Source organism: Streptomyces sp. TRM49041, assembly GCF_008271805.1.
Classification (GTDB): Bacteria; Actinomycetota; Actinomycetes; order Streptomycetales; family Streptomycetaceae; genus Streptomyces.
In genome coordinates, this window is sequence record NZ_VSRY01000055.1 from 1 (window position 1) to 23,522 (window position 23,522).

General features: G+C 73.6%; 21 protein-coding genes. 10 read left to right on the top strand and 11 right to left on the bottom strand.

Annotated features, from left to right (window positions below):
* Together FVS66_RS02560 and FVS66_RS02565 are read right to left on the bottom strand one after the other, a co-directional pair.
* A partial coding sequence (locus FVS66_RS02560) for a serine/threonine-protein kinase (protein ID WP_149179305.1) occupies window positions 1-927 on the bottom strand: 927 nt, incomplete at its 3' end.
* Window positions 928-1,248: 321 nt separating this feature from the next.
* A complete protein-coding gene (locus tag FVS66_RS02565; protein WP_149179306.1) occupies window positions 1,249-2,064 on the bottom strand; it encodes a VOC family protein in 816 nt (271 codons plus the stop codon).
* Window positions 2,065-2,522: 458 nt separating this feature from the next.
* Here FVS66_RS02565 and FVS66_RS02570 point away from each other — a divergent pair, with 458 nt between their 5' ends.
* A complete protein-coding gene (locus FVS66_RS02570; RefSeq protein WP_149179307.1) occupies window positions 2,523-3,170 on the top strand; it encodes a TetR family transcriptional regulator in 648 nt (215 codons plus the stop codon).
* Window positions 3,171-3,304: 134 nt separating this feature from the next.
* On the opposite strand, the gene FVS66_RS02575 is transcribed toward FVS66_RS02570, so the two are convergent.
* Both FVS66_RS02575 and FVS66_RS02580 read right to left on the bottom strand, forming a co-directional pair.
* On the bottom strand, window positions 3,305-3,865 hold the full coding sequence (locus FVS66_RS02575; protein ID WP_149179322.1) for a nitroreductase family deazaflavin-dependent oxidoreductase: 561 nt from the start codon (window positions 3,863-3,865) through the stop codon (window positions 3,305-3,307).
* A 17-nt stretch (window positions 3,866-3,882) separates the two neighbouring features.
* On the bottom strand, window positions 3,883-5,130 hold the full coding sequence (locus tag FVS66_RS02580; RefSeq protein ID WP_149179308.1) for an acyl-CoA dehydrogenase family protein: 1,248 nt from the start codon (window positions 5,128-5,130) through the stop codon (window positions 3,883-3,885).
* 68 nt (window positions 5,131-5,198) lie between these two features.
* On the opposite strand from FVS66_RS02580, the gene FVS66_RS02585 reads away from it, so the two are divergent.
* Both FVS66_RS02585 and FVS66_RS02590 read left to right on the top strand, forming a co-directional pair.
* A complete protein-coding gene (locus FVS66_RS02585) occupies window positions 5,199-6,407 on the top strand; it encodes a thiolase C-terminal domain-containing protein (protein WP_149179309.1) in 1,209 nt (402 codons plus the stop codon).
* Window positions 6,408-6,414: 7 nt separating this feature from the next.
* Window positions 6,415-7,077, top strand: a complete 663-nt coding sequence (locus FVS66_RS02590; RefSeq protein ID WP_149179310.1) for a pyridoxal 5'-phosphate synthase — start codon at window positions 6,415-6,417, stop codon at window positions 7,075-7,077.
* Between the two features lie 26 nt (window positions 7,078-7,103).
* On the opposite strand, the gene FVS66_RS02595 is transcribed toward FVS66_RS02590, so the two are convergent.
* A complete protein-coding gene (locus tag FVS66_RS02595; protein ID WP_149179311.1) occupies window positions 7,104-7,547 on the bottom strand; it encodes a Zn-ribbon domain-containing OB-fold protein in 444 nt (147 codons plus the stop codon).
* Window positions 7,548-7,675: 128 nt separating this feature from the next.
* Between FVS66_RS02595 and FVS66_RS02600 the strand changes: the two genes are divergently transcribed.
* Both FVS66_RS02600 and FVS66_RS02605 read left to right on the top strand, forming a co-directional pair.
* The gene (locus FVS66_RS02600) at window positions 7,676-8,416 is read left to right on the top strand and encodes a DUF4142 domain-containing protein (protein WP_149179312.1); all 741 of its coding nucleotides are present in this window, start codon (window positions 7,676-7,678) and stop codon (window positions 8,414-8,416) included.
* Window positions 8,417-8,641: 225 nt separating this feature from the next.
* Window positions 8,642-9,979: an NAD(P)/FAD-dependent oxidoreductase gene (locus FVS66_RS02605; protein ID WP_149179313.1), complete on the top strand. Its 1,338-nt coding sequence runs from the start codon at window positions 8,642-8,644 to the stop codon at window positions 9,977-9,979.
* Here the strand turns inward: FVS66_RS02605 and FVS66_RS02610 are convergent.
* Entirely contained in the window at window positions 9,963-10,292 is a 330-nt protein-coding gene (locus tag FVS66_RS02610) for a hypothetical protein (RefSeq protein WP_149179314.1), read from the bottom strand. The genes FVS66_RS02605 and FVS66_RS02610 overlap by 17 nt on opposite strands.
* Window positions 10,293-10,335: 43 nt before the next feature.
* On the opposite strand from FVS66_RS02610, the gene FVS66_RS02615 reads away from it, so the two are divergent.
* The 4 genes from FVS66_RS02615 to FVS66_RS02630 all read left to right on the top strand — a co-directional run bounded on the left by FVS66_RS02615 (window position 10,336) and on the right by FVS66_RS02630 (window position 17,627).
* Window positions 10,336-12,537, top strand: a complete 2,202-nt coding sequence (locus FVS66_RS02615; protein ID WP_149179315.1) for an acetate--CoA ligase family protein — start codon at window positions 10,336-10,338, stop codon at window positions 12,535-12,537.
* A gap of 19 nt (window positions 12,538-12,556) precedes the next feature.
* The gene (locus FVS66_RS02620) at window positions 12,557-13,417 is read left to right on the top strand and encodes an enoyl-CoA hydratase/isomerase family protein (protein WP_149179316.1); all 861 of its coding nucleotides are present in this window, start codon (window positions 12,557-12,559) and stop codon (window positions 13,415-13,417) included.
* Window positions 13,418-13,498: 81 nt separating this feature from the next.
* A complete protein-coding gene (locus FVS66_RS02625; RefSeq protein WP_262386770.1) occupies window positions 13,499-14,092 on the top strand; it encodes a flavin reductase family protein in 594 nt (197 codons plus the stop codon).
* 304 nt (window positions 14,093-14,396) lie between these two features.
* The gene (locus FVS66_RS02630; protein WP_262386771.1) at window positions 14,397-17,627 is read left to right on the top strand and encodes an FG-GAP-like repeat-containing protein; all 3,231 of its coding nucleotides are present in this window, start codon (window positions 14,397-14,399) and stop codon (window positions 17,625-17,627) included.
* Between the two features lie 149 nt (window positions 17,628-17,776).
* Here FVS66_RS02630 and FVS66_RS02635 read toward each other — a convergent pair whose 3' ends face one another.
* The 3 genes from FVS66_RS02635 to FVS66_RS02645 are packed head-to-tail and all read right to left on the bottom strand — an operon-like array spanning window position 17,777 to window position 20,910.
* On the bottom strand, window positions 17,777-18,832 hold the full coding sequence (locus FVS66_RS02635; protein ID WP_149179317.1) for an alcohol dehydrogenase catalytic domain-containing protein: 1,056 nt from the start codon (window positions 18,830-18,832) through the stop codon (window positions 17,777-17,779).
* The gene (locus FVS66_RS02640; RefSeq protein WP_149179318.1) at window positions 18,829-19,977 is read right to left on the bottom strand and encodes an acyl-CoA dehydrogenase family protein; all 1,149 of its coding nucleotides are present in this window, start codon (window positions 19,975-19,977) and stop codon (window positions 18,829-18,831) included. Before FVS66_RS02640 ends, FVS66_RS02635 begins: the two co-directional genes overlap by 4 nt.
* Before the next feature lie 9 nt (window positions 19,978-19,986).
* Complete coding sequence (locus tag FVS66_RS02645) at window positions 19,987-20,910, bottom strand: SDR family oxidoreductase (protein ID WP_149179319.1); 924 nt, start codon at window positions 20,908-20,910, stop codon at window positions 19,987-19,989.
* 109 nt (window positions 20,911-21,019) lie between these two features.
* On the opposite strand from FVS66_RS02645, the gene FVS66_RS02650 reads away from it, so the two are divergent.
* Window positions 21,020-21,946 (top strand): cyclase family protein, encoded by a 927-nt coding sequence (locus FVS66_RS02650; RefSeq protein WP_149179320.1) that lies wholly within the window; start codon window positions 21,020-21,022, stop codon window positions 21,944-21,946.
* A 261-nt stretch (window positions 21,947-22,207) separates the two neighbouring features.
* Here the strand turns inward: FVS66_RS02650 and FVS66_RS02655 are convergent, their stop codons facing one another.
* Both FVS66_RS02655 and FVS66_RS02660 read right to left on the bottom strand, forming a co-directional pair.
* Complete coding sequence (locus tag FVS66_RS02655) at window positions 22,208-22,681, bottom strand: ATP-binding protein (RefSeq protein ID WP_149179321.1); 474 nt, start codon at window positions 22,679-22,681, stop codon at window positions 22,208-22,210.
* 331 nt (window positions 22,682-23,012) lie between these two features.
* Window positions 23,013-23,522: acyl-CoA dehydrogenase family protein (locus FVS66_RS02660; protein WP_262386772.1), on the bottom strand; the 510-nt coding region annotated here is incomplete at its 5' end.

A 23,522-nucleotide genomic window follows, 5' to 3' on the forward strand; every position in this document is an offset into this window, starting at 1 on the left:
CCCGGGCGGCACCGACGGGGGCGGCGGCGGGCTGGGGCGGCCCCCGCGCCGGTGCTCGATCATGGCGGTGGCGCTGTGGGGCAGCCACGCCGACGCCGTACCGCTGTCGTCGCCGCCGGCGAACAGGTGCGGGGCGAGCTGCGCCTGGAGGTCCGCCGGGGTGGGGCGGTTTCCCGCCTCCATCTGCATGCAGGAGTCGATCAGCGGGCGCAGCTCGCCGGGCAGCCCCTCCAGGTCGGGGCCCTCGCGCAGCAGCATGAAGACGGTCTCGACGGGGTTGGCGCCGTGGAAGGGCGCGTGCCCCGTCGCGGCGAAGACGAGCGTGGAGCCGAGCGAGAAGACATCACTGGCGCCGGTCACGCTCCGCGAGTCACGCGCCTGCTCGGGGGACATGTACGCGGGTGTTCCGACGGCGACGTTGGTCATGGTCAGCCGGGTGTTGGAGACACCGGAGGCGATACCGAAGTCGATGACGCGCGGCCCGTCCTCGACGACGAGGACGTTGGACGGCTTGAGGTCACGGTGGACGAGACCGGCGCCGTGGATGGACTGGAGGGCCTCGGCGATCCCGGCGGCCAGCCAGCGCACGGCGGGCGCGGGCAGCGGCCCGCACTCGTTCACTATCTCCTCGAGGGAGGGCGCGGGTACGTACGCCGTGGCGAGCCACGGCACCGCCGCGCGCGGGTCTGCGTCCACGACGGCCGCCGTGTAGAACCCGGAGACCGCCCGCGCGGCCTCGACCTCGCGCGTGAACCGCACGCGGAACAGCTGGTCCTCGGCGAGTTCGGTCCGTACGGTCTTGATCGCCACGCGGCGGCCGGACGCCGACCGCGCGAGATAGACCAGGCCCATCCCACCGGCGCCGAGCCGGCCCAGCACCTCGAACGGGCCGATCCGTCTCGGGTCGTGCTGCGTCAGCTGCTCCACTTGCCTGCCACCTCCCCGTCAGGGCCATGAGGGTACGACCCTGTGCACCCTGATTCTTCCTGTCCGGGGCGGCGGTTGCGAACCCGGGGGCGGATCGGGGTGTCTCACCCGGATACGGACACCCCTGTGAGGGGCGGGCGAGGCGCGAGCGACGGACGTGCCGTCGATATTCGGCCAGGGTGCGTACGGCCGCGCGGGCGGAGGCGCGTCCGACCGCAAAACCCCTGCAAGACGCCCTGAGGGCATCCGTTCGTCACCCTCCGGACGGCCCGCGGGCTCCGCCCGCCTCGTGCCCGGCGGGAGGGCGCCGGCGGGTGCCGGTCACGCGGCCTTCGGCTCCGCGAGTACGGCGAAGACGGCACCCTGGTTGTCGGCGAGGAGCGCGATCCGGCCGTACGGCGTGTCGAACGGATCCTCGGTGACGCGCCCGCCGAGCCGTACGGCGGAGGCGACGGTGCCGTCGCAGTCCTCGACGGCGAAGTAGACGAGGAAGTGGGCGGGCATCTCCGCGGGGAACGCCTCGCCGATGACGCTGCGCCCACCGATCGCCGTGGCGTCGGTCGGCTCGTCCGTGCCGGGGGGCGACCAGACGCGGAAGTCGACGGACGGGTCGTCGAGGTCGCGGGTGCGGTAGCCGAAGACGGTCGCGTAGAAGGCGTCGACGGCGTCCTTGTCGCGGGCCCGCGTGTACACCTCGGCCCAGCAGAAGGACCCGGCGAGCCCCTGCTTCTCGAAGCCGGACCGCTCCTCGGCCTGCCAGAGCCCGAAGACGGCACCGCCCGGGTCGGCGGCGAGCGCGGTGATCCCGGCGGCGCCCACGCGCATGGGCTCGGTGATGATCTGGCCACCGGCCTCCCTGATGCGGGTGGCGAGGGCGACGGCGTCGGCGGTCGCCAGGTACACGCCCCAGGCGGTGGGCATGCGGCCGTCCCGTTTGGGCGCGAGCCCTGCGACGCGCAGGCCGTCGCTGAGGGCGGTGGCGTAAGGGCCGTAGGTCTCGCCGGCGTCGGCGAAGGTCCAGCCGAACAGCTCACCGTAGAAACGCTTGCCCGCCTCGAGGTCCGGGAGCAGCACGTCGGCCCAGCAGGGCGTGCCCTCCGGCATGACCTCCGGGGTCCCTTCTTCGGTCGCGGCCATGGGCGCGGTTCCTTCCCTGTGCACGGGCGCGCACGGGCGTGCACGGACCGTGTGGTGCCCGTCACCGTCACGCTAATGCGGGTGCGGGTGCGCCGCAGGGGGAGAAAATAGGACGTATATGCGAAAAGAGTTCAATTCGGTGTGCGCTCATGGGCCGCTCGCGCACTTGTCCACCGAAGTTATCCACAGGCTGTTGATAATCCTATTGGGGGTGAAGGGCGCTCACCGACCATTCCCCGGGCCCGGGGAAGGAGGTGGGCGAGGGGGCGGCAAGGAGCTGAGGAAGGAGCCGGTGCGAGGAGCCGGCAAGGGCGGGGGAGCCGGGGGCCGCACCCCGGAACGGGCAACGCGCCGGGGGGGGCCGCCGGCCGCCGCTCCGGAGCGGCCTGCGCACCGGCCCGCACCCCATTTGCAGTCGGCCGAATCGCGCCCAGATCACCCCTCGGTAAGCTGACGGCATGACAGGACAAGTACGCACCGTCGACGGCCGCGTGGCCGGTCGGCGCGGCCAGGCGACGCGGCAGAAGCTGCTCGACTGCCTCAGCGAGATGCTCAGCTCCTCGCCGTACCGGGACGTCAAAGTCATCGACGTGGCCCGGAAGGCGGGCACTTCACCTGCGACCTTCTATCAGTATTTCCCGGACGTAGAGGGCGCCGTCCTCGAAATCGCCGAGGAAATGGCCAAGGAAGGCGCAGGATTGACCGAATTGGTCTCCGGCCGCTCCTGGGTGGGCAAGGCGGCGAGACAGACGTCGGAGGAGCTCGTGGAGGGCTTCCTCGACTTCTGGCGGCGCCACGACGCGATCCTCCGCGTCGTCGACCTGGGGGCCGCGGAGGGCGACAAACGTTTCTACAAGATCCGTATGAAGATCCTTACCTCGGTCACGAACTCCCTGGCCGATTCGGTGAAGGAACTCCAGTCCAAGGGCAGGGTCGACAAGGACGTGAACCCGGCGGCAGTGGCGGGTGCGCTGGTCGCGATGCTGGCCTCGGTCGCCTCGCACCAGAAGGGCTTCCAGACCTGGGGCGTCAAGCAGGCCGAACTCCGGCCGAACCTGGCGCTGTTGGTCCACCTGGGTATCACCGGCAAGAAGCCGGCGAAGTAGGCCGACCGACCGGCGACTGACGGGTATACCGGCGATCGGGAGGCCGCCGGACGGCCCAAACCACCCGGCACCCGGCACCCGGCACCCGGCACCCGACGCTCTCGTACCCCGGCACCAGGGAACGGCACGTCCTGTCACGCCGACGGCGGTCCGTCATGACGACCGTCGTCGGCACTCCCGCGCCCACCCCCGTGCCCGCCGTCGCGCCCGCCGTCGCCCCCGCCCTGGTCCCTCCGCGTCAGCCGGAAGAGGCGGATCCGCCGCTCGATCCGGGCCTGGTACGTCGCGTACGGCGGCCAGAACGCCACCACCGCGCGCCAGGCGGCCTCCCGTTCGGCGCCCTCCAGGAGCCGGGCGCGGACCGGGATCGTGCGCCCTTGCCAGCTGACCTCCGCGTCCGGGTGCTTCAGCAGGTTGCCCGTCCAGGCGGGGTGGGCGTCGCGGCCGAAGTTGGAGCCGACGAGGAGCCAGCCGGCCGCCGCCGCGTCCTCCGGCATGCAGGCGAGGGGCACCCGGCGGGGCAGCCCGGTGGCGGCACCGCGCGAGGTGAGGACGAGGCCCGGCAGCATCCGGGCGCTGAGCAGCACCCGGCCGCCGGTGAGCCGGTGGACGGCCCGGTCGAGAGCGGGGACGACGTACGGGGCGACGCGGGCGAACGTACGGGTCGAGGAGACCTTCTGGACCAGCCGCCGCATCCGGTCCGGCGAGGATGTCACACCGCCACCCCCTCGAAGAGCGCGTCGGACCGTGCCGCGTGGGTGCGCAGCCGGTGTGGCGGGCCGAAGAGCAGCGCGTCGGCGGTGGCCCGCTTGAAGTACAGGTGCGCCTCGTGCTCCCAGGTGAATCCGGTGCCGCCGTGCAGCTGTATCGCGTCGGCGGCCACGGCGCCCAGCGCGTCCAGGCACTGCGCGAGGGCCAGGCCCCCGGCCGCGGGGCCCCAGGCGGCGTAGTAGGCCGCCGAACGGGCCGCCCGGACCCGTACGTAAAGGTCGGCGAGCCGGTGCTGGACGGCCTGGAAGGAGCCGATGGGCCGCCCGAACTGCTCCCGCTGCCGGACGTACGCGACGGTCCGGTCGAGGCTGTACGCCGCGGCGCCCACGGCCTCGGCGGCGAGGACGGCGGCGGCGGTACGCCCGGTCGCGGCGAGGGCGCCGAGTACGGCGCCGGGGTCGTCGTATCCGAGCAGCTCGGCGGGCTGGTCGCGCAGCTGGACGCGGGCGAGCGGGCGGGTCTCGTCGAGGGATGGCCGCCGTACACGGACGGTCCGGGCACCACCGCGTACAGGAGCGTCACCGCTCGCGCGCCCGCCGTCACCGCTCGCACGCCCGCCGTCACCCCGTGCGGAGCCCTCACCGCGCACGAGGAAGAGCAGCGTGCGGGCCCGGGGATAGCCGCCGGTGCGGGCGGCGACGAGCAGCAGACCGGCGCTGTGACCGTCCAGGACCCGGTCGGCCTCCCCGTACAGCAGCCATCCGCCGTCAGGGCCGCCCCGCGGCCTGGCCTGCACCCCGCCCGCGCGCCCACCGCCCGCCCAGGCACCGCCCCGCTGGTCGCCGGTGAGGCCGAGAGCGAGGGGGAGGGCGGCGCCGGGTGTGGCGAGCGTCGCGGTGAGGGTTCCGTCGGCGACGCGCGGGAGGAGGGTCTCCTTCTGCGTGTCGGTGCCGAGCCGGACGAGGAGCGGTGCGGCGAGGGCGGCCGTCGCGAACAGCGGGGACGGCGCGAGGGCGCGGCCGGTCTCCTCGCAGGCGAGGGCGAGTTCACCGGGCGGGCACCCGGCGCCCCCGTACGCCTCGGGAACGGCGAGCCCGGCGAGCCCCAGCTGCCCGCCGAGCAGGCCCCAGAGCCCGGCGTCGTACCCGTCCGGGCCGGCCACGGCGCCCCGCACGTCACAGCGCTCCACGAGCAGGCGGCGCAGGGCACGGCGGAGATCGAACTGCTCCTGGGTGAAGTCGGTACGCATCGGCCGGGGACCCCCTCCTGACGCCTGACCACTCCCCCGGAGCGTACATCTGATGTACCGTCAGATCCATGCTTGGGCGTTCCGTAGCAGTGGTCGGCGTCGCGCTCGCGGACTGCGGCCGCGCCGACACGGCAACCACCCCCTCCGCTCCGTCCGCCCCGCACACCCCGCACACCCCGCACACCCCGCACACCCCGCACACCCCGCACACCCTGCACGCGCAGGCGGCGCGGCGGGCGCTGGCCGACGCGGGGCTGGACCGCTCGCTGATCGACGGCGTGGCGTCGGCGGGGCTGGGCACACTGGCCCCGGTGGAGGTCGCGGAGTACCTGGGGCTGCGGCCCACCTGGGTCGACTCGACATCGGTGGGCGGCGCGACCTGGGAGGTGATGGCGGCCCACGCGGCCGACGCGATCGCGGCGGGGCACGCCGAGGTGGTGCTGCTGGTGTACGGCTCGACGGCCCGCTCGGACATCAAGGCGGGCCGCCGCACCGCGAACCTCTCCTTCGGCGCGCGGGGCCCGCTCCAGTTCGAGGCCCCGTACGGGCACACCCTCATCGCCAAGTACGCGATGGCGGCGCGCCGTCATATGCACCAGTACGGCACGACGCGTGAGCAGCTGGCGGCGGTGGCGGTGCGGGCGCGCGCGTACGCGGCGCGCAACCCGGAGGCGATGTACCGCACCCCGATCACCGTCGACGACGTGCTGTCGGCGCCCCCGGTCGCGGACCCGTTCACGAGGCTGGACTGCTGCGTCCGCAGCGACGGAGGGGCGGCGGTCCTGCTGGCGGCGGAGGACTACGTACGGGACTGCCGGAAACCCCCCGTCTGGATCCTGGGCACAGGGGAGTCGGCATCGCACACGACGATGTCGGAGTGGCAGGACTTCACGGTGTCACCGGCGGCGGTGAGCGGCGACAGGGCCTTCCGGCGGGCGGGGGTGCGACCGGCGGAGGTGGACGTGGCGGAGCTGTACGACGCCTTCACGTACATGACCTTGGTGACCCTGGAGGACCTGGGCTTCTGCGAGAAGGGCGAGGGTGGCGCCTTCATCGAGGCCGGCGGGCTGCCGGTGAACACCGACGGCGGCGGCCTGTCCGCCTGCCACCCGGGGATGCGGGGCCTGTTCCTGCTGGTGGAGGCGGTACGGCAGCTGCGCGGCGAAGCACCGGGCCACCAGGTGCGCCGCGCGGACGGCAGCCTGCCGCGGCTGGCGGTGGCGTCGGGGACCGGAGGATGGTTCTGCTCGTCGGGGACGGTGGTACTGGCCCGATGATGTCTCCATGACGGACAGCACTTTCGAAGCGACCCTCCACACACTCCGGGTCTGGCAGGGACAACTCCCCGCCTTCGCGCCGGACGAAGCCCCCGAAACCCCCCTCCCCCTCTTCCGCTCCTGGTTCGTGGAGGCGGCCCGGGCGGCCCAGCCGGAACCCCACACCACCCAGCTGGCCACGGTCGACGCGGACGGCAACCCTGACGTCCGTACGGTGATGCTGCACGGCGCGGACGAGCGCGGCTGGCACTTCGCGACCCACGCCACCAGCGCGAAGGGCCGCCAACTGGCCGCACACCCGTACGCGGCCCTCCACTTCTACTGGCCCGTCCACGCCCGCCAGATCCGCCTCCGCGGCCCGGTCACCACCGCGACCCCCGACGAGTCCTACGCCGACCTCCACGCCCGCTCGACCGGCGCCCTCGCGGCGGCCCTGGTAGGCCACCAGAGCGAACCACTCCCCTCCCTCTCGGCCCTGACCAGGGCCAGCGCCCGGGCCTGGACCGTCGCCCACTCCGACCCCGCGGCCGACGCCCCCACCTGGACCCTGTACTTCCTCCACCCCGAGGAGGTCGAGTTCTTCCAGGGCGACGAGAAGCGCCGCCACGTCCGCCTCCGCTACCACCGCGAGGCGGACGGCAGATGGTCCCGCGAGCTGCTGTGGCCGTGAGGACCGTCAGGTGGCCGTGAGGACCGTCAGAAGGCAGCCGGCGCGGGACCTCTGACCACGTCGACGTCGAGTGTGGTGAGGGGACGGAAGACCGGGACCGTCGCCGTCGCGTCGCGGCGGAAGGTGACCTCCAGGGGCATGCCGATCCTCAGGTGCTCCGTGGGGCAGTCCACGATTTCCGTCATCATGCGCGGGCCCTCCGCCAGGTCCACCACCGCGGGGGTGTACGGGGTGCGGGCGGTGAAGGGCGGGAGGTCGTTGCGGTGGACGGTCGACCACGTGTAGAGCGTGGCGTGGCCCGTGGACCGCTCCCAGTGGACGGCCTCGCTCCAGCAGTGGGGGCAGAACTCGCGGGGGTAGTGGTGCGCGCGGCCGCAGGTGGTGCAGCGGCGGATCAGGAGGTGGCCTTCGGCGGCCGCGTCCCAGTAGGGGCGGGTGAAGGCGTCCATGTCGGGGGTGGCTGCGTCCATCGGCGGTCACTCCTTCTGATGGAACGTCAGTTGAGCTCAAGGGCAGGGATTTTTCAAGGGCGCCAGGTTCCCCTGAACGCCCAGTCCGCCCCTTCCGTATCCCTCTGCAAGCCGATCGAGGAGGAATCATGTATCCGAACCGACGCGCCCTGCGCCCCAGCATCCCCAGGCCCGCCCTGGCCGCCATAGCCGCCTCCTGTGCCGCGCTTCTCGCGCTGTTCCTGGTCGTGCGGGGCAGCAGTGACGAGGCCGCGGCCGGGCAGGTGGGTGCGGCGGCGCAGCAGAACGGCAGCGACAACGGCAACCACGGTGGCTACGGGAGTGAGTACGGGAATGCCGGGAACGCCGAGAACGCCGGGTCCGCAGCCGGCGCGCAGCAGGGGCCCCAGGCCGTGACGGAGATCGACCGGACGTTCCTGGTCAAGGTGCGGCAGGCGGGGCTGTGGGAGATCCCCGCCGGGCGGCTGGCCCAGACGCACGCGGCCAGTGAGGCCGTGAAGCGTGCCGGCCTGCATCTGCTCGACGGGCACAGCAAGCTCGACCAGCTGGTCCGGGAGGACGCCAAGATCCTCGGGGTGGAGATCCCGAACGAGGCCACGGAGGAGCAGCAGGGCTTCGTGCGACAGCTGGAGGCGGCCCGGGGTGCGGAGTTCGACCGGCTCTTCGCCAACCTCCTGCGCTCCTCCCACGGGAAAATCTTCGCCACCATCGGCGAGGTGCGCGCCTCCACCCAGAACGACCTGATCCGCCGCCATGCCCGCCAGGCCAACCAGACCGTCCTCGACCACCTGGAGGTGCTCGAGGACACCGGGCTCGTCGAGAAGCAGACCTTCGAGGAGGTCGAGGCCGCCGTCACACCCAAGAAGTAGGGAAGGAGCGGGAAGGAGCAGGGAAGGAGCGGGGAAAGAGCCGGGAAGGAGCAGCGAGGGAAGTAGGCCGAAAACCGCCGGGGCGCGGGAGGGCCGGAGGCGCGCCGTCGTGCGCGCCTCCGGCGGTTGGAGGCCAGGGGCGAGCCCGGTTCGTGACCCTTTCGCAACCGATTTCCCCCTTGACCGGGACCCAACAACTGGCAGCGCCCTTTACGCTCAGCGTCTATGGCCCGTGTTTCCACCCCTCGTCCCGATTCCGCCCCCGGCCCCGCTCCGGACCCCGTCCTCGGCCCGCCCGTCTACGTCGTCGGCGGCGGCCCGGGCGGGCTCGCCGTGGCCGCCGCGCTGCGCGGGCGCGGCGTACGGGCCGTCATCCTGGAGAAGTCCCCCTGCATCGCCGCGTCCTGGCGCGGCCACTACGACCGGCTCCGGCTGCACACCACTCGGCGGATGTCGGCGCTGCCCGGACTGCCGATGCCTCGTTCGTCCGGGCGCTGGGTGTCACGCGACGACATGGTGCGATACCTGGAGAAGTACGCCGAGGTGCACGACCTCGAAATCGTGACCGGGGTCGAGGTCTCCCGGATCGAGCGCGGCAGCGGCGACGGCCCGGACCGGTGGGTGTTGCACGCCACCGGGGGCCGGCGTCTCACCAGTCGCGCCGTCGTCGTCGCCACCGGGCACGCCCACGCCCCGCTTGTCCCCGACTGGCCCGGCCTCGGCACATGGACCGGCGAGCTGCGGCACGCCCACGCGTACCGCTCCCCCGGCCCCTACGCCGGGAAGGACGTCCTCGTGGTCGGCGCCGGGAACAGCGGCGCCGAGATAGCCGTCGACCTGGCCGAGGGCGGCGCGGCACGGGTGCGGCTGGCCGTCCGTACGGTGCCGCACATCGTGCGCCGGTCGGTCGGCGGCTGGCCGGCGCAGGCCACCGGGGTGCTGGTGCGGCGCCTGCCGGTGCGGTCGGCGGACGGGCTGCTGCGGGTGCTGGGGCGGCTGACGGTGCCGGACCTGTCGGCGTACGGGCTGCCGCGCCCGGCCGCCGGCCCGTACACCCGGCTCCGGCGCGACGGGGCGGTGCCCGTGCACGACACGGGCCTGGTCGACGCGGTACGGCGCGGGCTGGTGGAGCCGGTGGCGGCGCTGGAGTCGTTCGAGGACAACAAGATCGCGCTGGTGGACGGTACGCGGCTGTGCCCCGACGCGGTGATCGCGGCGACCGGATACCGCGGCACGCTGGAGGGGCTGGTCGGTCACCTGGGCGTACTGGGCGCGGGCGGCCGGCCGGTGGTGCGCGGAGCCCGTACGGCGACGGAGGCGCCCGGCCTTTACTTCACCGGCTTCACGCAGCCGATCAGCGGGACGCTGCGCGAACTGGCGCTGGAGGCGCGGCGGATCGCACGGGCGGTGGCCATGACTCCGATGCCGGCCGAGGCAGCGCGCGGGGTGCACGTGGCCGGGTGCCGCCCCGGGGCGGGCGGCTCCTCGGACAAGCGGTCGGACAAGCGGTCCGACGTGCCTCCGCCCCGGGCGGTCGTACGGCCGGTCAGCCTGCCGCGTTGAGCACGCTCGTCGCCTGATCGTTCTTGGCGTCCGGGTCGTACGGGCACGCCTCGCCCCGGCTGCCGCGCGAGGTGAGGGTGCCGGTGGCGTCGGCGATCTCGCCTGCGGCGGCGTGAACGTTTGACGCCTTTCCGCGGGCGATGCGGAGGCACGAGGGCGTGACACCAGGGACGACGGGCGAGTACGGCCGGAGGGTGCGGGCGTACGGGGTGGGCGGGCCGGACGGGGTGGGCGCCGAGCCGGACGGGGTGGGCGCCGAGTCGGACGGTGCGCGGAGTGTTCCTGAGTTGACGACCCTTCGGTAACCTGACAATGCGTCAGTTACGTGTCGGACGACGACCAGGAGCGGCGGGACGATGCTTGGATCGACGCATGGCACCTTTACCACCGATCTCCGCGCCCGCGTGGTGGCCGGTGGCCGGGAGGGCTCCGGCGGGGGCGGCGAACTCGATGTGAGCGGGCGGCCGCTGAGAGCCGGCGCTCCGGATCTGGACCGGTTCTTCCGGCCCGGGGCCGTGGCCGTCGTCGGGGCGTCCGACGGGGATGGACGGCCCCAGGCCGGGGTGACGCGGCAGTTGATGCGGTGGGCCGGCCGGGTGGGCGCGCGGGTGTATCCCGTGCATCCGGCGCGCGATGCCGTGTTCGGAGTGCCGTGTGTGCCGTCGGTGGGCGACCTGCCTCATGGGGTCGACCTCGCCGTTCTGCTCGTCCGCGATCCCGCGCCCGTGGTGGAGGAGCTGGCCGGGACCGGTGTGCGCTTCGCCGTCGCCTTCGCCTCCGGGTTCGCCGAGAGCGGGGACGCGGGCGCCGAAGCGCAGCGCCGCCTCGTCGACGCCGTCGAACGGTCGGGGCTGCGGCTGCTCGGGCCCAACACCAACCTGAACGCCTTCGAGGACTTCCGGGACGACCTCGACGGGCCCGCCATCGCCCTGATCACCCAGTCCGGGCACCAGGGCAGGCCGCTGTTCGCGCTCCAGGAGCTGGGCGTGCGGCTCTCCCACTGGGCGCCCACCGGGAACGAGGCCGATCTCGAGGCGGCCGACTTCCTCTCGTACTTCGCCGGGCAGCCCGAAGTGGGGGCCGTCGCCTGTTACCTGGAGGGCATCAAGGACGGGCGGGCCTTCCTGCTGGCCGCCGATCAGGCCGCGCGGCGCCGCGTCCCGGTCGTCGCCGTCAAGGTCGGGCGCACCGAGACCGGTGCCCGCACCGCCGCTTCGCACACCGGCAAGCTGACCGGCGCCGACCAGGTCGTGGACGCGGCCATGCGGCAGTTCGGGATCGTCCGGGTCGACGGCCTGGACCAGCTCCAGGACACCTCCACCATGCTCGCCCGCGCCCGCGCGCCCCGCGCCGACGGCGTCGCCGTGTATTCGATCTCCGGCGGGACCGGGGCGCACTTCGCCGATCTCGCCTCCGCCGCCGGACTGGCCCTGCCCGCGCTCGGTGCCGACACGCAGCGCGCTCTCCGGGAGTGGATACCCGGCTATCTCCAGGTCGCCAATCCCGTCGACTGCGGCGGCCACCCCGTCGGCGACCGGCGTGGGCGCCGCATCATCGACGCGCTCCTCGCCGACCCCGCCGTCGGCGTCCTCGTCTGCCCCGTCACCGGGCCGTTCCCTCCCCTCAGCGACAGGCTGGTCCAGGACCTCGTCGACGCCGCGGAGACCACCGACAAACCGGTGTGCGTGGTCTGGGGCTCGCCCGTCGGCACCGAGGCGGCCTACCGCGAGACGCTCCTCGGCTCGTCGCGCGTCATCACCTTCCGGACGTTCGGCAACTGCGTCTCCGCCGTCAAGGCGTACTTCGACCACCACCGCTTCGCCGCCGACTACCACTCCCCCTTCGACGAGGCGCCGCGCATACCGTCGCCCTCGCTGCGCAAGGCGCGCGCCCTCCTCCAGCCGGGCCATCGCCTGAGCGAGCACGCGGCCAAGCAGCTCCTTCGGGCGTACGGCATCCGCGTACCGCGCGAGCAGCTGGTGACCAGCGCGGCGGGGGCCGTCCGGGCCGCGGGCCAGGTCGGCTACCCGGTCGTGATGAAGGCGTCCGCCCCGCATCTCGCCCACAAGACCGAACTGGGTCTGGTCCGGATCGGCCTCACCTCCGCTAGCCAGGTCCGCGACACCTACCGGGACCTCACCGAGATCGCCCGCTACGAGCGCATCGACCTCGACGGCGTCCTCGTCTGCCAGATGATCGAGCAGGGCGTCGAGATGATGGCCGGCGTCACGCACGACGCGCTCTTCGGGCCGACCGTCACCGTCGGCCTGGGCGGCGTCCTGGTGGAGGTCATGGGCGACACCGCCGTACGGGTCCCGCCGTTCGGCGAGGGCGACGCGCGGGCCATGCTGGACGAACTGCGCGGGCGGGCCCTGCTGGACGGGGTCAGGGGCGGGCCGCCACTCGACGTCGACGCGCTCGTCGAGGTCGTCCTGCGTGTGCAGCGCATGGCCCTGGAGCTGAGCGGCGACCTCGCCGAGCTGGACGTCAACCCCCTCGTCGTACTCGAACGCGGACAGGGCGCGGTCGCGCTGGACGCGCTGGCCGTGTGCCGTTGAGACAGGTGGTCGCAGCAGCATGATGTCCTCCCCCGGAGACGAAGCAGAGCCCACCGCCCCCTTCGAATCCGCCGAATCCGCCGAATCCGCCGATTCAGTTGTACTGCGCCGCACTGACAACCACGTCCTGTGGATCACCCTCAATCGGCCCCGCACCCTCAACGCCCTCACCCCCGACCAGCGCGAACAACTCATCGCGCTTCTCGGCGACGCCTCCGCCGACCCGGCCGTCCGGGCCGTCGTCCTCACCGCCACGGGCCGCGGCTTCTGCGCCGGCGCCGACCTGCGCGGGGCGCCGGACAGCGGCGGGGAGCGGGTCGCCGGGGACGTCGCCCGTACGATCCGGCTCGGCGCGCAGCGGCTCATCGGCGCCGTACTCGACTGCGAGAAGCCCGTCGTCGCGGCCGTCAACGGCACCGCCGCCGGGATCGGCGCCCACCTCGCGTACGCCTGCGACCTGGTCCTGGCGGCCCGATCGGCCCGGTTCATCGAGGTGTTCGCCCGCCGCGGCCTCGTCCCGGACGGAGGCGGGGCCTATCTGCTGACGCGGCTCGTCGGGCCACGGCGCGCCAAGGAGCTGATGTTCTTCGGGGACGCCCTGACGGCCCGGGAGGCGGAGCGGCTGGGCCTGGTCAACCGGGTCGTCCCCGACGAGGACCTGGCCGCCACCGCCCGCGAGTGGTCCGACCGCCTGGTCCTCGCCCCCACCCGCGCCATCGCCCTCACCAAACAGCTGGTCAACGCCTCCCCCGACACCGACAGAGCGGCCGCCTTCGCCGCGGAGGCGGCCGCCCAGGAGATCAACATGTCGACGCACGACGCGCGGGAGGGCGTCGCGGCGTTCGTGGAGCGGCGGGAGGTCCGCTTCGAAGGCCGTTGAACCACGGCCGCGGCCGCAGGGGCCTCGCACACCGACGCCCCTCTTCTCTTCTGACGATCCGTCAGTTTCAATGGTGGGGTGATGGGACACGCCGGGATGGCCGCGACGGCCGTCCGCTACCTGAGGTCCACGGGAGCGCGGTACGAGGCTCCCCTGCGCGTGGTGCGCGACGACGAGCGCCCGGCGGTCGCGCCCGCCGACTTCCGCCGCGTCCTCGGCCACTTCGCCAGCGGGGTCACGGTCGTCACGGCGTACGACGAGGAGGGCGGCGGCCCGGCGGGCTTCGCATGCCAGTCTTTCGCGTCACTGTCCCTGGACCCGCCGCTGGTGGCGTTCATGGTGGGCCGTACGTCGACGACCTGGCCGCGCATCGCGCGCGCGGGCGCGTTCTGCGTGAACGTCCTCGGCGCGGACCAGGAGGCGGTGTGCCGCGCCTTCGCGGTGAGCGGCGCCCACGCCGACAAGTTCGCGGGCGTGCCCCACACCCCCGCTCCCACCACGGGCTCCCCCCGACTGCTCGGCGCCCCCGCCTGGCTCGACTGCACGGTCCACGCCGTCCACACGGGCGGCGACCACCTCGTCGTCGTGGGCCGCGTCCACGCCCTGGACGCCACCGACGAGGGCGGCGACCCACTGCTGTTCCACCAGGGGCGGTTCCGGCGGCTCGGCGACTGAGAATCAGCCGGCCGGAGTACCTACAGCTCGCCCGCGCCGGATTCGCCGGTGCACCCATGGAGAGCGACCCGGCCGGGGGCGGGCGGAACACCGCCTTTGAACCGGTTCGAATCTCGCTACCGGTGCCGGTGTGACTGCTGTTACGATCCGGCCACTTGACATCGGGGTCTGGCCGGAATGCCGCAGGCGCGGGGAGGACTCAGCGCACACCGCCGGCAGTGGGGCCGACCCTCCGGGAGGGACTCTTCTTTTGATTCGCCGATTCCGTGACCGCGCACGAGGCGCCGGTCGCCCGGCAACCGCAGTGGTACTGGCCGCCGTCACGGCGGCCGTCGGGCCCGCGCTGCCGGCGACGGCCGCCGACAGCCCCGCCGCCACCGCCGACAGCCCCGCCGGCGCCGTCACCCTGGCGCCGTCGCCGCGGTTCGTACCGCGCGCCACGCAGCTGCTCCACGCCGGTGACACCGGCTTCCTCTTCGCCCAGGAGGGCGACGACCGCCTCCTGTGGACCGACTACGCGACCGGCACCACCACCCAGGTGGGCGACCGGCTGCCGGGGAAGGTCCAGTACGACGTGGACGGCACCGGCTTCACGTACGCCGCGCCCGCCGCCCCGGGCTACTACGGCGCCGGTTCCGAGACGCTCGCCCTGTACAGCGAGTCGCCCGCCCCGCACGTGACCCTCCAGCAGGGCGCGGGCGGCAGTGGCGGCGCCGTCGACATCCCCATACCCGAGGGGCAGGTGTACGCCGGGACCTTCGGTTCCGCCGTGCTGACCGCGGTCATGTCCGGCGAGCAGGTCACCGGCCACCGGCTCCTGCGCGTCTCGGACGGGCAGGTCGTCGCGGAGGACGTCACGGGCCTCCCGGACGGTGCCGTCGCCCAGCGGTGGGCCGAGGACGGGGACGCCCGGTCCGTGATCCTCCGCTACAAGCAGCCCGACGCGGCCGACACATACGACCACTGGGCGCTGGTCGACCTCACGACCGGGGTCGCCACGCCCCTGCCCGATCGTCCCCTGCCGGACGAGCCCTGGACCGTCGGGGGCTTCCGGCTCGGCAAGGAGACGCTGCTGCGCCTGGCCCCCGGCCGGATGCCGGTCCACGTACTCGACCGCGCCGCCCCCGACAGCCCGCCCCGGACGCTGGACGCGAGCCTGGACGGTGCGGCGACCGCCGCGCTGGGGGCGGGCGCCCTCGTCGCGACGGGCACGAACGCCGGGGACAACGAGTACAACGGCGGACCCCTCCTCCTGGTGACCGAGAGCGGCCGCACGACGCTCCTCGCGTCGGCGCGCGCCGACATCGCCATCGCCCCGGACGGCTCCGCCATCGTGGCCGGAGCGGTGACGGAGCCCGCGTACGGCACCAACGACTGGGCGTTCTACCGGATTTCGTGGGGCGCCGACGGCAAGCTGTCCCGGCAGCGCCTCACGGACGTCCAGCCGATGCCCGCCCACATCCACGGCCTGTCCCTCGGCAGCGGCATCCTCACGACCGCCGACACCGGCACGATCTACCAGCCGGGCACCTACATCGGTGGCTACCGCAGCACCTGGCTCTCCACCACGGGCGCCCCCGCGCCCACCGGCGCCCCCACGGTCGACGGGTACGTCCGGGGCGACGACAGCGAACCCTGCGGCGACGAGAACTACTGCGTCGACATGCGGGCGAGCGGCGACGGTTACCACGGACGGCGTCAGCCGACGGACCGCGGGCTCACCATGGTGCTGAAGAACGGCGACGCCTCGCATTGGGGCCCGCGTGTGGACACCGGCGACAGCAGCCCCCGGCTGACGTCCCTGTCCGGGCGGTACGCCGTGGTCGACGGCGCCTCGTCGAAGGCGCAGTACCTCGTCGAGTTCCGCGAGAGCGGCGACAGCACCGTCCTCAAGACGCGCACGAGCGTCGCCGCCACCGTCTGGGGCTCCACCCTGTGGAGCGCGAGCGGGACCGCCGGTGAGGTCACCGCCACGTCGATCCCGTCCGGTGCGTCCCTGGGCTCGTTCAAGACGGCCAACGGCTGCGTGCCGAGCGAGCTGCAGGCAGTGGGCCGCTGGGTGTACTGGCGCTGCTACGACTCGTCCTGGGAGCGCGGCGCGGGCGTGTACGACCGCGTCTCCGGGCGTACGGTGACCGGCCCGGCCGGCGGGAACGTCCTGCTGGGCGACGGCTATGTCGTGCAGGGCACCACGGCCTCCGGGCTCACGCTGTACGACCTGCACAACGGGCTCCCGGCCAGTGGCGCACTCGCGGACGTGCCCAGTAAGCCGCTGGCAGGCGCCGGGCAGTTCGGGCCGCAGGGCGTCCTCGCCCGCAGGACCTGGACCGTCGACCGGTTCGGCGGCCATGTGGCCTACGCGGGCGCCGACCAGCAGGTCCGCGTCGTGCCCACGGGCGTGCCCGCCTCCCCCCTGTTGGTGATCGACTCGAAGCCGGCGCCCGCCGCGCTGGACCTCACCGCCCCCGGGGCCGCCTGGAGCGGCACCTGGTGGCTCTCCAAGCCCGCCGCGTCCTGGCAGCTCGCCGTCCGGCACGTGGCGTCCGGCCTCACCGTGCGCACCCTCCAGGGCGGCGAGGTCCGCGGCAGGCTGACGCCGTCCTGGGACGGCAAGGACGAGCAGGGCCAGGCGGCGCCGAACGGCGAGTACCGCCTGGAGCTGACCGTGAGGCCGGCCGACGGCCAGGGTGCGGACCTCGTCGTCCCGTCGCCGCTGGAGGTCTCCGGCGGCAGCGAGCCGCCCGCGCCCGCCCTCGTCCCCCGCGACCACGCGGGGGCGAACGGCCCGGACGGCGTGGCCGACCTGATGACGCTGAGCCCCTCGGGCGCCCTGTCGTTCCAGCACGGCTCCGCCGACGGCACCTTCTCGGGCGCCACCACGGGCACCGGCTGGGGCACCTCCAACATGGTCGTGCCCTTCGGGGACCTGAACGGCGACGGGTGCAACGACGTCCTGCTGCGGACGGGCGTCGGCCACATGCGCGCGTACACCCCGGCCTGCGGGTCGGCCATGACGGCGGAGACCCCGTACACGTACCGGGGCCGCGGCTGGGAGCAGTACGACGTGCTGACGTCCCCCGGTGACATGACCGGTGACGGGCTGCCGGACCTGGTGGCGCGGCAGACGTCGACCGGCGACATGTACCTGTACGAGAACAACGGCGCCGGCTGGCTGAAGGCCCGCGTGCTGTTCGCGGGCAACTGGAAGCTGTACCGGTCGGTCTTCGGCGCCGGTGACCTCGACGGCGACGGGATCGGCGACCTGCTGGCCGTCGACGGCGCGGGCGCGCTGTGGCGGTACGACGGTCTCGGCAACGGCTACGTCCGCAACCGCGTCGCGGTGTTCGGCACCGGCTGGGCCAACGGCCGTGACGCCTTCGTCGGTGTCGGCGACATCACCGGCGACGGCGTCCCCGACGTGGTGTCCCGCACCACGGGCGGCGACCTGCTCCGCAACGACGGCACCGGCAGCGGCACGCTCCGGGCCACCGTGAAGATCGGTTCGGGCTGGCAGGGCTACGTGAGTCTCTTCTAGAGCCGCTGACGGTTCTGCCGGAGCCGGAGCCGGAGCCGGAGCCCCCTTCGGAGCCCTTCCGGAGCCTTCTCGGAGCCCTTCCGGCCGACGACGGTGCCGGGCCCGCACTTCGCGGGCCCGGCACCGTGCTTTGGACCGTCGGCCCGTGCTCAGAACGTCAGCACCGCCCGCGCCACCCGCCCCTCCCGCGCCGCCTCCGCCGCCTTGGCGAAGTCCTCCACCGGGTACGTCTCCGTCACCAGCTCGTCGAGGAGCAGCCGGCCCTCTCGGTAGAGGCGGGTGTACTCGGGAATGTCGTGGTGGGGGCGGGAGGTGCCGTAGCGGCAGCCCAGGACGGACTTGTCCAGGAACAGGGACGCGGGCAGGAAGCGCGCCTCCTCGTCCGGGGCCGTCATGCCCAGCAGGACCGCCTGGCCCGAGCGGTCCAGGAGGTCGATCGCCCGGCGGATCAGGGCGGTCCGGCCCACGCACTCGAAGACATGGTCCGCGCCCCTCGGAAGCACCTCCCGGACACCCTCCACGGACGTGGTGAAGTGCGTCGCGCCGAACCGCCTGGCCGCCGCCTCCTTCGCGGGGTTGACGTCCACGGCGACGGCCACCGACGCGCCCGCGAGCCGGGCGCCCTGGAGGACGTTCAGGCCGACGCCGCCCGCGCCCACGGCGACGACGGTGTCGCCGCGCCGGACCTTCGCCCGGTTCAGTACGGCCCCGACGCCGGTCACCACCGCGCAGCCGATGAGCGCCGCGGACGCCAGGGGTACGTCCCGGGGGACGCGGACCGCCTGGACGGCGCGGACCAGCGCGCGTTCCGCGAAGGCCGACGTCGCGGCGAACTGGTACAGCGGCTCCCCGTCCCGTACGAAGGGGGTGCCCGGGCGGCCCATCGCCCTCCGGCACATCGTCGGCCGCCCTCGCGCGCAGTCGCCGCAGGTCCCGCAGTTCGCCAGCGTCGAGAGCGCCACATGGTCGCCGGGCGCCACATGCGTCACGCCCGCCCCCACCGCCTCCACCACGCCCGCGCCCTCGTGGCCGAGCACCACCGGTGCCGGGTACGGGATCGTCCCGTCGGTCACCGACAGGTCGCTGTGGCAGAGCCCGGCCGCCGCGACGGCGACCAGGACCTCGCCCGGCCCCGGCGCGCGGACCTCCACGTCGTCGGCGACCCGTACCGCGCCCCGCTCGCCCTCGTACACGACAGCCCTCACCGCGGCTCCTTCGGCAGGCCGAGCACCCGCTCGGCGATGATCGTGCGCTGGATCTCGTCCGAGCCGCCGTAGATCGTGTCGGCCCGGCCGAAGAGGAACATCCGCTGAAGGTCGTCCAGGGGGTACGTCCCGGGGCGCCAGTCCCCCGGGCCCGTCACCGCCTCCGCGCCCCGCACCCGCATGGCCAGTTCGCCCAGCCGACGGTGCCACCCGCCCCACAGCAGCTTGGACACGCTGGGTGCCGCGCCCTCGCCCGAACCGCCCAGCGTGCACAGGGCGTTCCAGCGCATCACCCGCAGCTCCGCCCACTGCCGTACCAAGTCGTCGGCCAGCACCGGGTCGTCCGCCGCCGCGCCGCTCGTCGCCGCCTCCCGCAGCACACGCCCCAGCTCCGCCTCGAAGCCGATCTGCTGCACCAGCGTCGACACGCCCCGCTCCCGCGCGAGCAGCCCCATCGCGACCCGCCAGCCGGCGCCCTCGCCGCCGACCACGTCCCGTGCCCGCGCCTCCGCTCCGTCGAAGAGGACCTCGTTGAAGTCGCTGTCGCCGGACATCTGGCGGATAGGCCGCACCTCGACGCGGCCCGGCTGGTCCATCGGCACCAGGAGAAAGGAGAGGCCCGCGTGGCGCCGGGAGCCGGCTTCGGTCCTGGCCAGGACGAAGCACCAGTCGGCGTCCCGGGCCAGGGACGTCCAGATCTTCCGGCCGGTGATCCGGTACGTGTCGCCGTCCCGCACGGCCGCCGTGCGCAGCCCGGCCAGGTCGGAACCGGCGTCCGGCTCGCTGTAACCCTGGCACCAGAGCGCCTCCCCGCGCGCGATGCCGGGCAGGAACCGGTCCCGCTGCTCCTCCGTGCCGTACGCCAGGAGGGTCGGGGCCAGCAGGTTCTCGCCGATGTGACCGGTCCGGGACGGGGCGCCCGCGCGCGCGTACTCCTCCGCCCACACCACCTGCTGGGTGAGCGTCGCCGTCCGGTTGCCGTAGCGGCCCTCGGGGGTGTCCCAGCCGAGGCCGATCCAGCCCGCGGCGCCCAGCTCCCGCTCCCAGGCGCGGCCCGGTCCGGCGGCCGGGGCCGGGTGCTCGGCGAGCCACCGCCGAGCCACGGCCCGGAACTCCTCGTCGTGCCGGTCGAAGGAGAAGTCCACCGTCGCCGCCTACTCGTCGGACTCGTTGGGGCGGGTTCCGGCCGCCGCCGCCCTGGCCATCTCCGCCAGCTGTTCCAGCAGCGGCATCGGGTCGGTGCCGACCGTGCCGGGCAGGAAGTCGGCGATCCGCTCGGGCGTCCAGCCGCCGCCGTCCGCGTACGCGGCACGCAGCTCGCGCGGCTGCGCCCACACGGCGATCTTGGGCCCGGCGACCGTGTAGACCTGTCCGGTGATCCGCTCGGCCCGTGCCCGCTCGGAGAGCAGGTAGACGACGAGCGCGGCGACGTCCTCGGGTTCGCCGATCTCCTTGAGTTCCATGGGCACGTCGGCGGACATCCGCGTACGGGCCACGGGCGCGACGGCGTTGGCGGTGACGCCGTACTTGTGGAGGCCGAGGGCGGCGCTGCGGACCAGCGAGACGACCCCGCCCTTCGCGGCGGCGTAGTTGGCCTGGGAGACGGAGCCCTGGTGGTTGCCGCTGGTGAATCCGACAAGGGTGCCGGAGCCCTGGCGGCGCATGACGGCGGACGCCGCGCGGAAGACGGTGAAGGTGCCCTTGAGATGGGTGGCGACGACGGGGTCCCACTCCTCCTCGGACATGTTGAAGAGCATCCGTTCGCGAAGGATGCCGGCCACGCACGCGACGCCGTCGATGCGGCCGTACTCGGCGAGCGCGGTGTCCACGACCCGCTGTCCGCCCGCCATGGTGGAGATGTCGTCCGCGACCGCGACGGCCTGCCCGCCGACCGCCGTGATCTCCTTGACGACCGCATCGGCCACCTGCGAGCTGGGCGCGGCGCCGTCGACGGCGACGCCGTAGTCGTTGACGACGACCCGCGCGCCCTCGGCGGCGCAGGCGAGCGCGACGGCCCGCCCGATGCCGCGTCCCGCGCCGGTCACGGCGATGACCTTGCCTGCCAAGAAGTTCCCCATGCCCGGCATCCCCGGCTCCTCTTCAGGACCAGCACTTCCCCAAGTTTCTGACGGTCCGTTAGATTTTATGGGTCGCCGGACAGCCGAGCGCAAGCCCCGGGAGGCCCCGATGTCACTGCCCGACGCGTTCCACGCCATCGCCGAGCGCGTCAACAACTGGGGCCGCTGGGGCGACGACGACGAGCTGGGCACCCTCAACCTGATCACCGGCCAGGTGGTGCGGGAGGCCGCCGCGACCGTACGGACCGGGCTGCGCGTCCCCCTCGCGCTGGACCTGCGGGCCGACGGCGTCCAGACCGGCCTGATCCCCGGGCGGGTGAACCCGCTGCACACGATGGTGCAGATCAACCAGGAGCTGTTCGGCCCGGATACGGTCGCCACCAGCGACGACGTCGTGACGTTCGGGCTCCAGTCGGGCACCCACTGGGATGCCCTGGCCCATGCCTCGCACTCGGGCCGGCTCTACAACGGCCGCCCCGCCGCGTCGATCACCCCGCACGGCGGCGCCTCGTTCGGAGGGGCGGACAAGGCGCGACACATCGTGTCGCGCGGGGTGCTGCTGGACGTGGCACGCGCCAAGGGCGTCGAGCGGCTGCCGGGCGACCACGCGGTGACACCCGAGGACCTGGACGAGGCGGCGGAGTCGGGCGGGGTGACCGTACGGGCGGGGGACATCGTCCTCGTACGGACGGGCCAGGTGCGCCAGTATCTGGCCGGGGACCGGGACGCTTACGCGTATCCGTCGCCGGGGCTGTCCCTGCGCGCCCCGGAGTGGTTCCACGCGCGCGATGTGGCGGCGGTCGCGGACGACACCCTGACGTTCGAGATCTTCCCGCCGGAGGTCGACGGGCTGTGGCTGCCGGTGCACGCCCTCGATCTGGTCGAGATGGGGATGCCGCAGGGCCAGAACTGGAATCTGGAGGAACTGTCCACAGCCTGTGCACAAGAACGGCGGTACACGTTCCTGCTGGCCGCGACACCCGAACCGTTCGTGGGCGCGACGGGCGCTCCGGTAGCTCCGGTCGCGGTGCTGTGAGCGGTGAGTGGGCCGCGGGGGCGCCGTCGGCGGCACGAGCCCTCTTGGGGTGGCGGCGCGCGTATGCGCGCCCCGAGCACGGCACGGCGGCCGCCACCCGGCTCGGCGTACGCGCCCCGTTCCCCTGATCGGGTCGACACCGAACCGACGACTCGCACTCGCCGAGGGCGTCAAGCTCTCGGCGTCCCCTCGCCACGAATCGCTGATCCAAGAGTGATCAGACGGACACCGCCCGTCAACAGGTGGCGGGAGAAATAGCCGTTACGCGGTATTTGTGACAGCGCGCGGAGACTCGTACGCTCCGGGCTCACGCACGACCGTGGTGAGCACCGGCGCGTTCCTGTCGACCTCGCACCAGATGCGCTTGCCGGACCCCTCGGGCTGCCAGCCCCACCGGTCCGCGAGGCCGTCGACGAGCTCCAGGCCACGGCCGTGGGTGTCGGCGCCGTCTGCCCGGCGCTGCTGCGGAGGGCATGCACTGCGGTCCGCGACCTCGACCCGCACGATGCCCGCCCCGGCGCCGCCCGGGCCGAACAGCATTCGCAGGACCGCGGGGCAACCGGTGTGCACGACCGCGTTCGTGACCAGCTCGGAGATGAGGAGTACGAGCGTGTCGGCCACCGGCTCGTCTGCAGTTATGCCCGAGCCGGCGAGCCGTGACCTCGCCCATCTACGGGCCCTCCCCACCTCCGAGGGGTCGGGGCCGACCTCCAACTGAACCTGAAGCACCTGCACCGCTCACACCATCCGAACCGGCGGACACATCGCCTCGCGCCTCACAGCGATCCTTGGGGACAGCATGGTTGACGTACAGTCACCGCAACAAGCGCTTCGGGCATATTCCAGCGCGAAGGAGTACGGTTGGTGGATACTGTGCGACGCACATGCCGCCCAGTCGAACACAGGGCCGCGCAACACAGCGGCGCGCAGCGCCATGTCGGCCCCACCACCGCACCCACGCCACGGAGCGTACCCGAGTGGGCCGCCGTAGCCGGCGAGTGAAGGCTGCCGGGCGGGACACGACCCGATATCGGCATTCGACCGCCCCTCCTTCACCCACGGTCACCTACAGGTGTGCGGCGAGTGTCTCCTCGGCCGCAGCGGCCGTCATCCAGCGCTCGGCCCGCACCCACGCGCGCTTCAGATGGAGATGGACGTCCGCGTCCCAGGTGAAGCCCATCCCGCCGTGCACCTGCAGACAGTCCCGCGCGCCCTGTACGGCGGCCTCGTCGGCCAGCAGCTTCGCGCCCGCCGCGTCCACCGGGTCGCCCGTCACGGCCGCCGCGTACACTGCACCGCGGGCCACCTCCACCCGTACGCGCATGTCGGCGCAGAGGTGCTGCACCGCCTGGAACGCGCCGATCGGCCGCCCGAACTGCTCCCGCTCGCACGCGTACCGCACGGCCAGCTCCGCCGTACGCCCCGCCGTGCCCAGCTGCTCGGCGGCGGTCAGCAACACGGCGACGGGGCACCCGGGGCCCACGCCGTCAGGGCCCGCACCGCCTGCCGCCGCACCGCCTCCAGCCGCGCCCCCCGCCGCCGCACCGCCTCCAGCCGCGCCCCCCGCCGCCGCACC

Coding starts and splice junctions, on each gene's coding strand:
- FVS66_RS02650 (WP_149179320.1), top strand. CDS start 21,020: ATGTCACTGCCCGACGCGTTCCACGCCATCGCCGAGCGCGTCAACAAC.
- FVS66_RS02605 (WP_149179313.1), top strand. CDS start 8,642: ATGGCCCGTGTTTCCACCCCTCGTCCCGATTCCGCCCCCGGCCCCGCT.
- FVS66_RS02585 (WP_149179309.1), top strand. CDS start 5,199: ATGCTTGGGCGTTCCGTAGCAGTGGTCGGCGTCGCGCTCGCGGACTGC.
- FVS66_RS02600 (WP_149179312.1), top strand. CDS start 7,676: ATGTATCCGAACCGACGCGCCCTGCGCCCCAGCATCCCCAGGCCCGCC.
- FVS66_RS02620 (WP_149179316.1), top strand. CDS start 12,557: ATGATGTCCTCCCCCGGAGACGAAGCAGAGCCCACCGCCCCCTTCGAA.
- FVS66_RS02645 (WP_149179319.1), bottom strand. CDS start 20,910: ATGGGGAACTTCTTGGCAGGCAAGGTCATCGCCGTGACCGGCGCGGGA.
- FVS66_RS02580 (WP_149179308.1), bottom strand. CDS start 5,130: ATGCGTACCGACTTCACCCAGGAGCAGTTCGATCTCCGCCGTGCCCTG.
- FVS66_RS02570 (WP_149179307.1), top strand. CDS start 2,523: ATGACAGGACAAGTACGCACCGTCGACGGCCGCGTGGCCGGTCGGCGC.
- FVS66_RS02615 (WP_149179315.1), top strand. CDS start 10,336: ATGCTTGGATCGACGCATGGCACCTTTACCACCGATCTCCGCGCCCGC.
- FVS66_RS02565 (WP_149179306.1), bottom strand. CDS start 2,064: ATGGCCGCGACCGAAGAAGGGACCCCGGAGGTCATGCCGGAGGGCACG.
- FVS66_RS02595 (WP_149179311.1), bottom strand. CDS start 7,547: ATGGACGCAGCCACCCCCGACATGGACGCCTTCACCCGCCCCTACTGG.
- FVS66_RS02590 (WP_149179310.1), top strand. CDS start 6,415: ATGACGGACAGCACTTTCGAAGCGACCCTCCACACACTCCGGGTCTGG.
- FVS66_RS02575 (WP_149179322.1), bottom strand. CDS start 3,865: ATGCGGCGGCTGGTCCAGAAGGTCTCCTCGACCCGTACGTTCGCCCGC.
- FVS66_RS02625 (WP_262386770.1), top strand. CDS start 13,499: ATGGGACACGCCGGGATGGCCGCGACGGCCGTCCGCTACCTGAGGTCC.